This window comes from Pseudomonas sp. YuFO20 (assembly GCF_035064975.1).
Taxonomy (GTDB): Bacteria; Pseudomonadota; Gammaproteobacteria; order Pseudomonadales; family Pseudomonadaceae; genus Aquipseudomonas; species Aquipseudomonas putida_AE.
Map to the genome: position 1 here is coordinate 41,769 of NZ_JAXDEO010000019.1, position 13,527 is coordinate 55,295.

Sequence of the window (13,527 nt, forward strand, 5' to 3'; positions counted from 1 at the left end):
TATAAACACAGTTGCCCTTGAGAATTCGCGAGCAAGCCCGCTCCCACATTGGATTTTGGTATGCCATAGATCTTGCAAACACCACGATCACGTGGGAGCGGGCTTGCCCGCGAAGGGGCCATCTGCCACACCACCCATCGTCCTTATTTACAGATGCAACGCGTGGCCAAGGGCCCGCAACGCCGCTTCCTGAACGGCTTCGCCCAAGGTCGGATGCGCATGGATGGTGCCACCAATGTCTTCCAGCCGCGCGCCCATTTCCAGGCTTTGCGCGAACGCCGTGGACAATTCGGAGACGCCGACACCCACTGCCTGCCAGCCGACGATCACATGATTATCCCGACGAGCGACCACGCGCACGAAGCCGCTTCTGGACTCCAGTGTCATCGCCCGGCCATTGGCGGCGAACGGGAAGTTCGAGACGATGCAGTCCAGGCCAGCGGCCTTGGCGTCGTCCGGGGTCTGGCCGACCACCACCAGTTCCGGGTCGGTAAAGCACACGGCGGCGATGGCGGTGGGGTTGAATTCGCGGTGCTTGCCGCTGATCAGCTCAGCCACCATCTCGCCCTGGGCCATGGCCCGGTGGGCGAGCATCGGTTCGCCACTGAGGTCGCCGATGGCATACACGTTGCGCATGCTGGTCTGGCAGCGGCTGTCGATCTTGATCGACGCGCCGTTCATGTCCAGGTTCAGCGCTTCGAGGTTCCAGCCCTGGGTGTTGGGTTTGCGACCGACGGCCACCAGCACCTGATCGGTTTCCAGGTTCAGGGTGTCGCCATTCGGGTCAAGAACTTGCAGGGTATTGGCTTGTGAATCAAAGGCTTGCACGCTGTGCTTCAAGTAAAGCTTCACGCCGAGCTTTTTCAGTTCGTCGTGCACGGGTTGGGTCAGTTCGGCGTCGTAGGCCGGCAGGATGCGCTCCTGGGCTTCGACCACGCTGACGTCGGCGCCGAGCTTGCGATAAGCAATGCCCAGCTCCAGGCCGATGTAGCCGCCACCCACCACGACCAGGCGTTTGGGCACGGACGTCGGAGCCAAGGCTTCGGTGGAGGAGATGATCGGCCCGCCAATCGGCAGCATCGGCAAGTTCACGCTTTTCGATCCGGTGGCGAGCACCAGGTGCTCGCACTGAATGCGCGTTTCGCCGACGTCGACGGTTTTGCCGTCGACAACCTTGGCCCAGCCTTGAATAACCTGGACCTTGTTCTTTTTCAGCAGGGCTGCGACGCCGGTGGTCAGGCGGTCGACGATGCCGTCCTTCCACTCGACGCTCTTGGTGATGTCGAGGGTCGGCGCCGCAACGCTGATGCCCAGGGCCGAATGCTGGCTATGGTTCTGCGTCTGGTGGAACTGTTCAGCGACGTGAATCAGCGCCTTGGACGGAATGCAGCCGATGTTCAGGCAGGTGCCGCCCAGGGATTGGCCTTCCACCAGAATGGTTGGAATGCCCAGCTGGCCAGCACGGATCGCCGTCACATAACCGCCAGGGCCGCCGCCGATGATCAGCAGCGTGGTGTTCAGAGTTTGCATGATGCTCTCCAACAAAAATCAGTCCACAAACAAGGTGGCGGGTTGTTCGAGCAGGCCACGTACGGCCTGGATGAATTGCGCCGCGTCCATGCCGTCGACCACCCGGTGATCGAAGGAGCTGGAGAGGTTCATCATCTTGCGGATAACGATCTGGCCTTTGATCACCATCGGCCGTTCGACGATCTTGTTCACGCCGACGATCGCCACTTCCGGCAGATTCAGCACCGGAGTGCTGACGATGCCACCCAACGCGCCGAGGCTGGTCAGGGTGATGGACGAGCCGGAGAGTTCATCGCGGCTGGCCTTGCCGTTACGGGCAGCCGTGGCCAGACGGGAGATTTCCTGGGCGCTGTCCCACAGGCTGCGGGCTTCGGCGTGACGCACCACCGGCACCATCAAGCCGATATCCGCCTGGGTGGCAATGCCGACATGCACCGCGCCAAGGCGGGTGATGACCTGGGCTTCGTCGTCGTAGCGGGCGTTGATCTGCGGGAAATCACGCAGGGCGACGACCAGGGCGCGGACCAGGAACGGCAGCAAGGTCAGCTTGCCGCGGCTGGCCCCGTGTTTTTCGTTGAGGTGCGCGCGCAGTTCTTCCACGGCAGTCACGTCGATTTCCTCGACATAACTGAAGTGTGCGGCACGCTGGGTGGCGTCCTGCATGCGCTGGGCGATCTTGCGGCGCATGCCGATCACCGGGATCTGTTCTTCGTCAGTGCGCTGGCTGTAAGCGCTGCTGACGGTCGACGCATTGGACTGACCCTGGGCCAGATAGGTATCGAGGTCTTCGTGCAGCACCCGACCGGCAGGGCCAGTGCCACGGACCAGACGCAACTGGATACCGAGGTCCAGCGCATGCTTGCGCACGGCGGGAGAGGCCAGCGGACGCTCATCGGCTTCGCGGGCCACCATCGGGCCCTGGCAGACGGCAGCTTTCGGCGCTGGGGCAGCGACCGGTTTGGTTTCCACCACGGTTTCGACTTTCGGCGCAGCAACTGGCGCTTCTTTAACCGGAGCCGGTTGCGCCGATTCCTTAACGTTGCCCGCGCCTTCGACTTCAATGCTGATCAGTACACTGCCGACCGCCATCACTTCACCGGGCTGGCCGCCCAGGGCGATGACCTTGCCATGCACCGGCGAAGGAATATCCACCATCGCCTTGTCGGTCATGACATCGGCCAGCACCTGATCCTCGACGACCATGTCGCCGACCTTGACGTGCCATACCGACAATTCAACTTCTGCAATGCCTTCGCCAATGTCCGGCATTTTAATGACGTGCGTGCCCATTCAGACCTCCATGACCCGTTTCAAAGCCGCGCCCACTCGGGACGGGCCAGGGAAATACGCCCACTCTTGCGCGTGCGGGTAGGGGGTGTCCCAGCCGGTGACGCGTTCGATTGGCGCTTCCAGGTGGTGGAAGCAGTGCTCCTGCACCAGCGACACCAGTTCGGCGCCGAAACCGCAGGTACGGGTGGCTTCGTGAACCACGACGCAGCGGCCGGTTTTCTTCACCGACTTGACGATGGTCTCCAGGTCCAGCGGCCACAGGCTGCGCAGGTCGATCACTTCGGCGTCGATGCCGGTTTCTTCAGCGGCGACTTGCGAGACGTACACGGTGGTGCCGTAGGTCAGGATGGTCACGTCCTTGCCCGGACGGGTGATGGCGGCGACGTCCAGCGGCACTGTGTAGTAGCCGTCCGGTACTTGTGCGGCCGGGTGTTTCGACCACGGGGTCACCGGGCGGTCGTGGTGGCCGTCGAACGGGCCGTTGTACAGGCGCTTGGGCTCGAGGAAAATCACCGGGTCATCGTTTTCGATGGAGGCGATCAGCAGGCCCTTGGCGTCGTAGGGGTTGGACGGCATGACGGTGCGCAGGCCGCAAACCTGGGTGAACATCGCCTCGATGCTCTGGCTGTGGGTCTGGCCACCATAGATGCCACCGCCGCACGGCATGCGCAGGGTCATCGGTGCGGTGAATTCGCCGGCCGAGCGATAACGCAGGCGCGCGGCTTCGGAAATGATCTGGTCAGACGCCGGGTACACATAGTCGGCGAACTGGATCTCGGCCACCGGACGCAGGCCATAGGCACCCATGCCCACGGCCACGCCGACGATGCCGCTTTCGGAGATCGGCGCGTCGAACACGCGGGAGGTGCCGTATTTGGTCTGCAGGCCTTCGGTACAGCGGAACACGCCGCCGAAGTAGCCGACGTCCTGGCCGAAGACCACGACGTTGTCGTCACGTTCAAGCATCACATCCATGGCCGAGCGCAGGGCCTGGATCATGGTCATGGTGGTTGTGGTCATGGCGGTTTCCAGCTCGATATTGTTGTTGTGATCGTTCATGTCAGATCCCCAACTCCTGACGCTGGCGCTTCAAGTGCTCCGGCATCTCTTTATAGACGTCCTCGAACATGGTCGCGGCGCTTGGAATCTGGCCGCCGGCGAGGGTGCCGAATTTCTCGGCTTCTTTCTGTGCGGCGATCACTTCGGCTTCCAGTTCGGCGCTGACGGCGGCGTGTTCCTCTTCGGACCACTGGCCGACCTTGATCAGGTGCTGCTTGAGGCGCGCGATCGGGTCGCCCAACGGGAAGTGGCTCCAGTCGTCGGCAGGACGGTATTTCGAAGGATCGTCCGAGGTGGAGTGCGGGCCGGCGCGGTAGGTGACCCACTCGATCATGGTCGGGCCGAGGTTGCGGCGCGCACGTTCGGCGGCCCAGGCGGAAGCGGCGTAGACCGCGTAGAAATCGTTGCCATCGACTCGCAGCGAGGCGATGCCGCAACCGACGCCACGACCAGCGAACGTGGTGGCTTCACCACCGGCGATGGCCTGGAAGGTGGAGATCGCCCACTGGTTGTTGACCACGTTGAGGATCACCGGCGCGCGGTACACGTGGGCGAAGGTCAGGGCGGTATGGAAGTCCGACTCGGCGGTGGCGCCGTCGCCGATCCAGGCCGAGGCGATCTTGGTGTCGCCCTTGATCGCCGAGGCCATGCCCCAGCCCACAGCCTGGACGAACTGGGTGGCGAGGTTGCCGGAAATGGTAAAGAAACCGGCCTCTTTCACCGAGTACATGATCGGCAACTGACGGCCTTTGAGCGGATCGCGCTCGTTGGACAGCAGTTGGCAGATCAGGTCCACCAGCGGCACGTCGCGGGCCATGAGGATGCTTTGCTGGCGGTAGGTCGGGAAGCACATGTCGTCGATGTTCAGGGCCAGGGCCTGGGCGCTGCCGATGGCTTCTTCGCCGAGGCTCTGCATGTAGAACGACATTTTCTTCTGACGCTGGGCGACCACCATGCGGTTGTCGTAGATCCGCGTCTTGAGCATGGCGCGCATGCCCTTGCGCAGGATCTCCACCTGCACGCCTTCGGCCCAGGGACCCAGGGCGTTGCCCTGGTCGTCGAGCACGCGAATCAGGCCACGGGCCAGGTCAGCCGTGTCAGCCGGTTCAACGTCAACAGGGGGTTTGCGCACCGTGCCGGCGTCGGTCAGGTGCAGGTAGGAGAAGTCGGTTTTACAGCCGGGACGGCCCGAGGGTTCGGGAACGTGCAGGCGAAGCGGTTCGTACGCTTGGGTCATGGCTTCTACGCTCGATCTTGTGAATTTCTTGTAGTGAGCTGACAGATTTCGTTCTGTGGAAGAAATCTTGTCCTACAACAATCATAGGCCCGGCCAAGAAGAATATTTCTCTCTGTTTCATTGCGCTCAAGATCATTTGCAGATAAAAAATCTGCATAAACATAAAAAACAGGTGTTTTTGTCTCATGCGCAAACTGGACCGTACCGATATCGGCATTCTCAACAGCCTTCAGGAGAACGCACGCATCACCAACGCCGACCTGGCACGCTCGGTCAACCTGTCGCCGACGCCGTGTTTCAACCGGGTCAAGGCGATGGAGGAACTGGGGCTGATTCGTGAGCAGGTGACCCTGCTGGATGCCGACTTGCTAGGGCTGCACGTCAATGTGTTCATCCATGTCAGCCTGGAAAAACAGGTGGAGGAGGCGTTGCAGCATTTCGAAGAGGCCATCTCCGATCGCCCGGAAGTGATGGAGTGTTACCTGATGGCTGGCGATCCGGATTACTTGATCCGGGTGCTGGTGCCGACCATTCAGTCGCTGGAGCGCTTCATGATGGACTTCCTGACCAAGGTGCCGGGGGTGGCGAACATCCGGTCGAGCTTTGCGCTCAAGCAGGTGCGGTACAAAACGGCGCTGCCGTTGCCGGCCAATGGCTTGACCTTGAATAATTGAAGCTCCTGTAGGAGCAACCGGTCGACGCTCGATTGCTCGCGATGGAGGTCAACGATGACGTGGGGAGCCTGACCCCCCGCGGTGTTCTCAGGTTTTTCGCGAGCAAGCTCGCTCCCACAGGTCAGAATTTATTCAGGGGAATCTTCAGGTAAGTCACCCCATTGTCTTCCGCCGGCGGCAGATTCCCCGCCCGCACATTCACCTGGATCGCCGGCAGCAGCAGCGTCGGCATGCCCAACCCCGCATCGCGGCGGGTGCGCATGTCGACGAAGGCGGCTTCGTCGATGCCGTCGCGCACGTGGATATTGTTTTTGCGTTGCTCGCCCACGGTGGTCATGCAGTGCGGTTCACGGCCCTCGGGCGGGTAGTCGTGGCAGACGTAGAGGCGCACGCTGGCGGGGAAGGCCAGCAGCTTGTGGATCGAGGCGAACATCTGGTGGGCGTCGCCGCCGGGAAAGTCACAGCGGGCGGTGCCGACGTCCGGCATGAACAGGGTATCGCCGACCAGGATCAGGTCGTTGCCGATCAGGTAGGCCATGTCCGCCGGGGTATGGCCCGGCACATGCAGGGCGGTGGCCTTGAGGTTGCCGATGCAAAATGACTCGTCCGGGGCGAACAGGTGATCGAACTGTGAACCGTCGATGCAAAACTCCGGCTCAAGGTTGAACAGGGTCTTGAACACGCCCTGTACCTTGCAGATCGACTGGCCTATGGCGATCTTGCCCCCCAGTTCCCGCCGCAGGTAGGGCGCGGCGGACAGGTGATCGGCGTGGGCGTGGGTTTCCAGCAGCCATTGCACCTGCAGGCGGTGCTCGCGCACGAAAGCGATGATCCGGTCGGCCTGTTGGGTGCCGGTGCGTCCGGCTGCCGGGGTGTAGTCGAGCACCGGGTCGACGATCGCACACTGCCCGCCGTTATCTTCGTAGATCACGTAGCTGTAGGTGGACGAGGCATCGTCGAAAAAGGCTTCAATCAGGGCAGGCATGTGGATTGTTTCTTTAGAGGTAAGTCATGAGGGTAGTTTCATTTTCCCTGCGCTGACCAGCCCTGCGACAATTCTGCTAACGAAAAATCCGGGCGGACTCTATCCTGTCATTCTATCGATACCGGGCGTTCCCGGCCTCTGTCATGGATTACGAGCGTTATATGTTGCTGGCGAGTTTTTTTGGGGTGGTCATGGGCCTGGTGCTCGGTTTGACCGGGGCAGGGGGCGGCATTCTGGCGGTGCCGGCGCTGGTGCTGGGGCTGGGTTGGAGCATGACCGCGGCCGCGCCAGTCGCGTTGTTTGCGGTGGGCAGCGCGGCAGCGGTCGGTGCCATCGATGGCTTGCGCCATGGCCTGGTGCGCTATCGCGCGGCGCTGTTGATTGCCCTGCTGGGGGCGATTTTTTCGCCGCTGGGTATCTATTTCGCCCATCAGCTGCCGGAAAAAATCCTGATGATCCTGTTCAGCCTGCTGATGGTGATGGTGGCCGCGCGGATGTTGCGCCGCGAGCGCAAGGATGAAGGCCCGAGCGACCACGGCCATGCCAACTGGGGCCAGAAGAACTGCATGCTCGACCAGCAGACCGGGCGCTTCTCCTGGACCGCCAAATGCACCGCAACCCTTGCAGCCCTGGGTGCGGTGACCGGTGTGGTCTCGGGATTGCTGGGCGTGGGCGGCGGATTTCTGATCGTGCCGGCGTTCAAGCAGCTGACCGACGTGCAGATGCGCGGCATCATCGCCACGTCCCTGATGGTCATCAGCCTGATTTCGGCCATCGGCGTGATCGGCGCATTGCATGCCGGGGTGCGCATCGACGGCCTGGGCCTGGCCTTCATCGTTTCCAGCATCGTCGGCATGATCGTCGGCCGCAGGCTTTGCGCGCGCGTGCCGGCGCGGGCGTTGCAGGTGGGGTTTGCGAGCATCTGCCTGGTGGTTTCAGCCTACATGCTGTTCCGGGCGGGCCTCTGAAATATTGTAGGAGCCGGCTTGCCGGCGAAGGCGCACTTCAGGACGCCTTCGCCGGCAAGCCGGGCTCCTACAAGGGGCGGTACTGCAGCGTGAAGGCCAGTTCAGTGGATTGCCCCTGCTCCAGCAATCGCAACCCCGGGCGACCGGGCAAGTGATGGGCGTTGACCGGGTGGCTGACCGGTTCGATGCAGAAAAACGCCAGGCCTGGCGGGCAATAGAGCAAATAGTAATCGCTACCACTGGCCTGACAGTCCAGCTCGTAACCGAGGTCGGGTTGTTGGATCAGGCAGTGGCCATCCCATTGGCAGAATCCGTTGTCGACCAGTGCGGGGGGCAGCGCCCTGGGCTGCTGGAAATCCCATTCGGCAGGTAACGCACTCAGTTGCGTCGGCAGTTTTCTCTCATCGCACAACCAGACCTGTCGGGCGGTAGCCTGCAATAGAGTGTTGGCGTTGCGCGGCAGGTATGGGTGCAGCCCGAGGCCATGCCAGGCTGCCTGTTCGGCCAGATGGGTGACGCTCAATTCGATGCTCAGCTTGCCTTCGCTCAGATGGAATCGTTGACGGGCGCAATAGGCAAAGGGCTCGGTGCTATCGAGTTGCAGCACCACTTCGTCAGCGGTTGTGGAAACCACCTGCCAGCGTTGCTGCCAGGCGCTGCCGTGAATCGGTAACGGATCGGGGCTGTTGGGCGTCAGGGCCAGCCAGCCGTGCGGGCAATCGAAGCCGCCTTCGGCGATGCGGTTGGACCACGGCACCAACGGGAAGCAGCCCAGTTTGCCGGGAAGACCGGTGTTCAAGGCCTGCTCATCGGCGTGGCGCAACAAGGGCTGGCCAGTGCTGCGCACAGTCCAGTTGACGATGCTGCCGCCGAGTTCGGGGGCGAGGGTGAGGCGGGTGAAGGAGTCTTCGAGTTCGAGCAGTGTGGGTTTCATGTTCACCAGCAAGGGAAGAGATGCACGGATTACCCTATGTAGGAGCCGGCTTGCCGGCGAAGGCGTCCTTGAGTACGCCTTCGCCGGCAAACCGGCTCCTACAGTCAAAGCGTTGCAAGATCAGCCGGGTTACAACACCAGATGCGGCAACCACAGCGACAGCGCAGGAATGTAGGTCACGGCCATCAGCACCAGGAACAGCACGCCGTAGAACGGCAGCAGGGCCTTGACGGTAGATTCGATGCTGACTTTACCCACGGCCGACCCCACAAAGAGCACCGCGCCCACCGGCGGTGTTATCAAACCAATCCCCAGGTTCACCAGCATGATCATGCCGAACTGCACCGGGTCCACGCCAATGCCGAGAATCACCGGCATCAGGATCGGCGTGAGGATCAGGATCAGCGGCGCCATGTCCATCACGGTGCCGAGCAACAGCAGCATGACGTTGATGCACATCAGGATCACGTAACGGTTGTCCGACAGGGTCAGGAACATCGTGGTGATCTTCGCCGGGATCTGCATCAGGGTCATGATGTAGCCGAAGCTGGCGGCGAAGCCGATCAGGATCATCACGATCGAGATGGTGCGCACCGTGCGATGCATCAGTTTCGGCAGCTCGCTCCATTTATAGTCGCGGTAGATGAACATGGTCACGAAGAACGACCAAAGCACGGCAATGGCCGCGGACTCGGTCGCGGTGAAGATCCCGCTCAGGATCCCGCCGAGGATGATGACCATCGCCATCAGGCCCCACAACGCTTCGCCGCAGATCTTCAGCGCTTCGCGCATCGGGATGACTTCACCCTTGGGGTAGTCACGCTTCTTGGCGAAGATCAGGCACAGCACCATCAGGCACGCGCTCATCAACAGGCCCGGTACCACGCCGGCCATGAACAACGAGGCAATCGACACCGTACCGCCAGCGGCCAGCGAGTAGAGCACCGAGTTGTGGCTCGGCGGGGTCAGCAGGGCCTGCACCGAACCGCTGACGGTCACGGCGGTGGCGAACTCACGGGGATAGCCGCGGCGCTCCATTTCCGGGATCAGCACCGAACCGACCGAGGCGGTGTCGGCCACCGAGGAGCCGGAGATCGCGCCGAAGAAAGTCGAAGCCATGATATTGACCAGCGACAGGCCACCGCGCACGAACCCGACCAGCACCCCGGCAAACGCCACCAGACGCCTGGACATTCCGCCCTCGGCCATGATCGCACCGGCCAGCACGAAGAACGGAATCGCCAGCAGGGAAAACTTGTTCACGCCACCGGCGACCTGGATCATCAGCGCCTGGAACGGAATGTCGATCCAGAACGCGCCGATCAGCGCCGAGAGCCCCAGTGCGTAGGCGACCGGCATGCCGATCAGGATCAACGCGATAAAACTGCCCAACAGAATAAAAGCGTCCATTCAGGCAGCCCCTTCGTTTTCTTCAACGAGGTCGAAACGCACGACCCGACGGTTGCTCTGATCGCCGAGCAAGAGTTTTTCCAGAACAAAAATCAGCGTCAGCACGCCGCCCACGGGAATCGGCATGTAGGTGATGCCCACTCGCAGGGTCGGCAGGGCGCTCATGAACTGGTTCCAGGTCGACAAGCAAAGCTTGGTGCCCCAGATCGCCATGAACAGGCTGATGGTCGCCATCAGTAATTGTGAAAACACGCTCATGGCCTGGCGCAGTTGCGGCGACATCCGATCAGTGAGCATCGCCACTGCCATGTGCGAGCCGGAACGATAGCTGGCCGCTGCGCCGATGAAGGTGAAGACCATCATCAGCAGGATTGCAGTAGGCTCGGGCCAACTGGAGCCGGTGCCGAGCACATAACGGGCAAACACGCCCCAGGGAATGATCAGCGCAATGGCCAGCACGGAGAGCCCGGCGACCCAGATACAGGTCATGTAGAGCTTGTCATTGAAACGTAGCAGCAGATTCTTCATCGGGTTCCACCGTAACCGGGCGCGCACTGACAGATACCCACGTCAGTGGCGCCGGGCCTTTCTTGAGTGCAGGGAGGGTTACTGAACGGCTTCGATGCGCTTGATCAGGTCGACGTAAGGTGCGCCGTATTTCTCGCGAATCGAGGCGGTCGCCTCATAGAAAGGTTTCTTGTCGACGGTGATGAACTCGACGCCGGCTGCCTTGAGTTTTTCTTCGCTGCTGGCCGATTTTGCGTCCCACAGGGTACGTTCCTGTGCCTGCGCGGCTTTGGCGGTTTTCTTCACCAACGCCTGTTGCTCGGGGGTTAGTTTTTCCCAGGTGATTTTCGACATCACGATAGGTTCAGGCAGGATCAGGTGCCCGGTCAGGCTGTAGAACTTGGCGTTCTGGTAGTGATTGTGTTCGAGCAGGGTCGGCGGGTTGTTCTCCGCGCCGTCGATCACGCCAGTCTGCAGGGCGCTGAAGATTTCGCCGGTGTCCATGGCGATGCCGTTGCCGCCCATGGCGTTTATGGTCTCGATGAACATCGGGTTGCCTTGCACGCGGATCTTCATGCCCTTGAGATCTTCCAGGTTGCGCACCGGTTTCTTGGTGTAGATGTTGCGCGTGCCGCCATCCATCCAGGCCAAGGCCACCAGACCGAATTCGGAATCGGTGATTTTGGCGAGGATCTCGTCGCCCACTTCGCCATCGATGACCTTGCGCATGTGCGCCTGGTCACGGAACACGAACGGCATGTTGAACACGTTAACGTCCGGTACCACCGGGCCGACGATGCCGAGGCTGACCCGGGCCATCTGGATGGCGCCGACCTGGGCCTGTTCGACCACTTCCTTTTCCGAGCCGAGTACACCGCCGGCGAACATCTTGAAGGTCAGCTTGCCGTCGCTGTCGGCCACCAGCGTCTTGCCCAGCTGTTCTTCGGCGACCACGGTGGGATAGCCCGCAGGGTGAATGTCGGCAAATTTGATTTCCAGCGCATGGGCGGCGCTGCTGAGGGTGAAGGCGAGGGGGAGTGCTGCGGCGAGCAAGGTGCGTTTGAAGTCCATGGGGGTGTCTCCAGTCTTGTTGTTTTTTTTATTCAAGGCACAGCGGTGAAACGTTTGCGTTTACTGCTTGAAGTGCGGCTCCGGCAGACCCTTGACGCCGGGATCGAGGGCGAACACGCCCCCGGCCAGGGACTGTTCATCCTGGTCGTCTCCCGGGCGGATCGAGGTCACGAACAAGGTGTCCAGGCGAGTGCCACCGAAGGCGCACATGCTCGGTTTTTTCACCGGGACGGCCAGGGAGCGGTCCAGTCGACCGTCGGGGGTGAAGCGGTGAATCAGCCCGGCATCGTTGCCGCAGATCCAGTAGCAACCTTCGGCATCGACCGCCGCGCCATCAGGGCGACCGGCGTGTTGGTTCATGTCGACGAACAGGCGGCGGTTGGTAGGGGTGCCGCTGTCGATGTCGTAATCGAAGGCCCAGATCTGCTGCACCAGCGGATGGGAGTCGGACAGGTACATGGTCCGGCCGTCCGGGCTGAAGGCCAGGCCGTTGGGCACGATAAGGCCGTTCAATTGCGCCGGCAGCGGTCCTTGCTCGCCGGCGCTGTAGCGATAGAGCGTGCCCACGGCGGCATTGGCGCCCATGTCCAGCACCATGCTGCCGGCCCAGAAGCGGCCTTGACGGTCACAGCGACCATCGTTGAGACGCATGTCCGGGCGGGCGTGATCGACCTGGGCGAGGGGTTCGCTGTCGAGGCTGCCGTCGGCATGCGCATGCAGATGGAAGAACCCGCTCTCCATGCCTGCGACCCAGCCACCGTCGGGATGGCGGGCGATGCAGGCGAGCATTTGCGGAGTTTTCCAGGCGTGCACATGACCGGTCAGCGCGCTCCAGCGCTGCAGGCCGCCGGCGGGAATATCGACCCAGTACAGGGCGTTTTCCTCAGGCACCCACACCGGGCTTTCACCTACCGTGTTGCGCGCATCGACAATCAATTCGGCTTTCATGGCAACTCATTCCATTGGTTGGGGGGATCAGGACGATCAGTCGCCGAACGGGCCGGCTGCGCAAAAGGCACCGCCCTGGTAGATCCGCGCCGGGTCATCAGCGGCCGGCAGCGGCTGGGCTTCGACTTTTTCACGGAACACTTCGGAGGTGTCCTTGGGCTTGTAACCCAGCGCGCTGGCGTAACGGTTGTCCCACCAGACGTCCTTGTTGTCGGACGCGCCATAGACCACGGTGTGGCCGACGTTCGGGGTGTAGAGCGCACGTTCCAGCAGCTGGGTAAGGTCGCCGAAGCTCAGCCAGGTGCTCATCATCCGGCGGTTCTGCGGTTCGGGGAACGAAGAGCCGATACGCACGCTGACCGTCTCGATGCCGTAGCGATCGAAGTAGAAGGTGGCCATGTCTTCGCCGTAGGACTTGGACAAACCGTAGTAGCTGTCGGGGCGGCGAGGGGAGTGGGCGTCGATGACTTCGTCCTGCTTGTAGAAGCCGATCACATGGTTGGAACTGGCGAAGATCACGCGCTTGACGCCGTGGCGGCGGGCCGCTTCGTAGATGTGGAACACGCCGCAGATATTGGCCCCAAGGATTTCTTCGAACGAGCGCTCAACCGACACGCCGCCAAAATGCAGGATCGCGTCCACGCCTTCGACCAGTTGATCCACGGCGTTTTTGTCGGCGAGGTCGCAGGGCACGACTTCTTCGCGATCATCAATGGCAGGGGCGATGTCGGCGATGTCCGACAGGCGAATGACATTGGCGTACGGGCGCAGGCTCTCGCGCAGGACTTTGCCCAGGCCACCGGCGGCACCGGTCAGCAGCAGGCGATTGAAGGGCGTTTGGGCGGTTGCAGTGGTTGTCATGGGAATTCCTGGACAAGCAGTTGTTGTTATTGGGTCGTTGTAGGTTGTCGTAC

13 protein-coding genes are annotated in these 13,527 nt (G+C 61.8%); 2 read left to right on the forward strand and 11 right to left on the reverse strand.

The annotated features are described in order from the left end of the window. Positions 1–147: 147 nt before the first annotated feature. From lpdA to SOP85_RS12725, 4 genes are read right to left on the reverse strand one after another with little or no spacing between them, the layout of a single operon-like run. Positions 148–1,530, reverse strand: coding sequence for a dihydrolipoyl dehydrogenase (lpdA, locus tag SOP85_RS12710; protein ID WP_323627122.1), 1,383 nt, complete (start codon positions 1,528–1,530; stop codon positions 148–150). An 18-nt stretch (positions 1,531–1,548) separates the two neighbouring features. Beyond that, positions 1,549–2,820, reverse strand: a complete 1,272-nt coding sequence (locus tag SOP85_RS12715) for a dihydrolipoamide acetyltransferase family protein (protein ID WP_323606027.1) — start codon at positions 2,818–2,820, stop codon at positions 1,549–1,551. Continuing rightward, entirely contained in the window at positions 2,821–3,879 is a 1,059-nt protein-coding gene (locus tag SOP85_RS12720; protein ID WP_274076305.1) for an alpha-ketoacid dehydrogenase subunit beta, read from the reverse strand. Position 3,880: 1 nt separating this feature from the next. Continuing rightward, complete coding sequence (locus SOP85_RS12725; protein ID WP_323627123.1) at positions 3,881–5,116, reverse strand: 3-methyl-2-oxobutanoate dehydrogenase (2-methylpropanoyl-transferring) subunit alpha; 1,236 nt, start codon at positions 5,114–5,116, stop codon at positions 3,881–3,883. Positions 5,117–5,301: 185 nt separating this feature from the next. Here SOP85_RS12725 and bkdR point away from each other — a divergent pair, with 185 nt between their 5' ends. Further along, complete coding sequence (bkdR, locus tag SOP85_RS12730; protein ID WP_008005367.1) at positions 5,302–5,790, forward strand: Bkd operon transcriptional regulator BkdR; 489 nt, start codon at positions 5,302–5,304, stop codon at positions 5,788–5,790. Positions 5,791–5,911: 121 nt separating this feature from the next. Here the strand turns inward: bkdR and SOP85_RS12735 are convergent, their stop codons facing one another. Beyond that, positions 5,912–6,775: an MBL fold metallo-hydrolase gene (locus tag SOP85_RS12735; RefSeq protein WP_323606021.1), complete on the reverse strand. Its 864-nt coding sequence runs from the start codon at positions 6,773–6,775 to the stop codon at positions 5,912–5,914. Positions 6,776–6,936: 161 nt separating this feature from the next. On the opposite strand from SOP85_RS12735, the gene SOP85_RS12740 reads away from it, so the two are divergent. Then, positions 6,937–7,743 carry a sulfite exporter TauE/SafE family protein gene (locus tag SOP85_RS12740; RefSeq protein WP_323627163.1) on the forward strand — a complete coding sequence of 269 codons (807 nt, stop codon included), beginning with the start codon at positions 6,937–6,939 and terminating at the stop codon, positions 7,741–7,743. Between the two features lie 67 nt (positions 7,744–7,810). Here SOP85_RS12740 and SOP85_RS12745 read toward each other — a convergent pair whose 3' ends face one another. From SOP85_RS12745 to SOP85_RS12770, 6 genes are all read right to left on the reverse strand, one after another. Further along, positions 7,811–8,677, reverse strand: coding sequence for an aldose 1-epimerase (locus SOP85_RS12745; protein WP_323606112.1), 867 nt, complete (start codon positions 8,675–8,677; stop codon positions 7,811–7,813). Between the two features lie 129 nt (positions 8,678–8,806). Further along, positions 8,807–10,087 carry a TRAP transporter large permease gene (locus SOP85_RS12750; RefSeq protein WP_056852883.1) on the reverse strand — a complete coding sequence of 427 codons (1,281 nt, stop codon included), beginning with the start codon at positions 10,085–10,087 and terminating at the stop codon, positions 8,807–8,809. After that, the gene (locus SOP85_RS12755) at positions 10,088–10,615 is read right to left on the reverse strand and encodes a TRAP transporter small permease (protein ID WP_274076309.1); all 528 of its coding nucleotides are present in this window, start codon (positions 10,613–10,615) and stop codon (positions 10,088–10,090) included. A gap of 78 nt (positions 10,616–10,693) precedes the next feature. Continuing rightward, positions 10,694–11,665, reverse strand: a complete 972-nt coding sequence (locus tag SOP85_RS12760) for a TRAP transporter substrate-binding protein (protein WP_274076310.1) — start codon at positions 11,663–11,665, stop codon at positions 10,694–10,696. Positions 11,666–11,725: 60 nt separating this feature from the next. Continuing rightward, positions 11,726–12,613, reverse strand: a complete 888-nt coding sequence (locus SOP85_RS12765) for an SMP-30/gluconolactonase/LRE family protein (protein ID WP_323627126.1) — start codon at positions 12,611–12,613, stop codon at positions 11,726–11,728. A 36-nt stretch (positions 12,614–12,649) separates the two neighbouring features. Next, on the reverse strand, positions 12,650–13,474 hold the full coding sequence (locus SOP85_RS12770) for an NAD-dependent epimerase/dehydratase family protein (RefSeq protein WP_323606017.1): 825 nt from the start codon (positions 13,472–13,474) through the stop codon (positions 12,650–12,652). Positions 13,475–13,527: the final 53 nt, after the last annotated feature.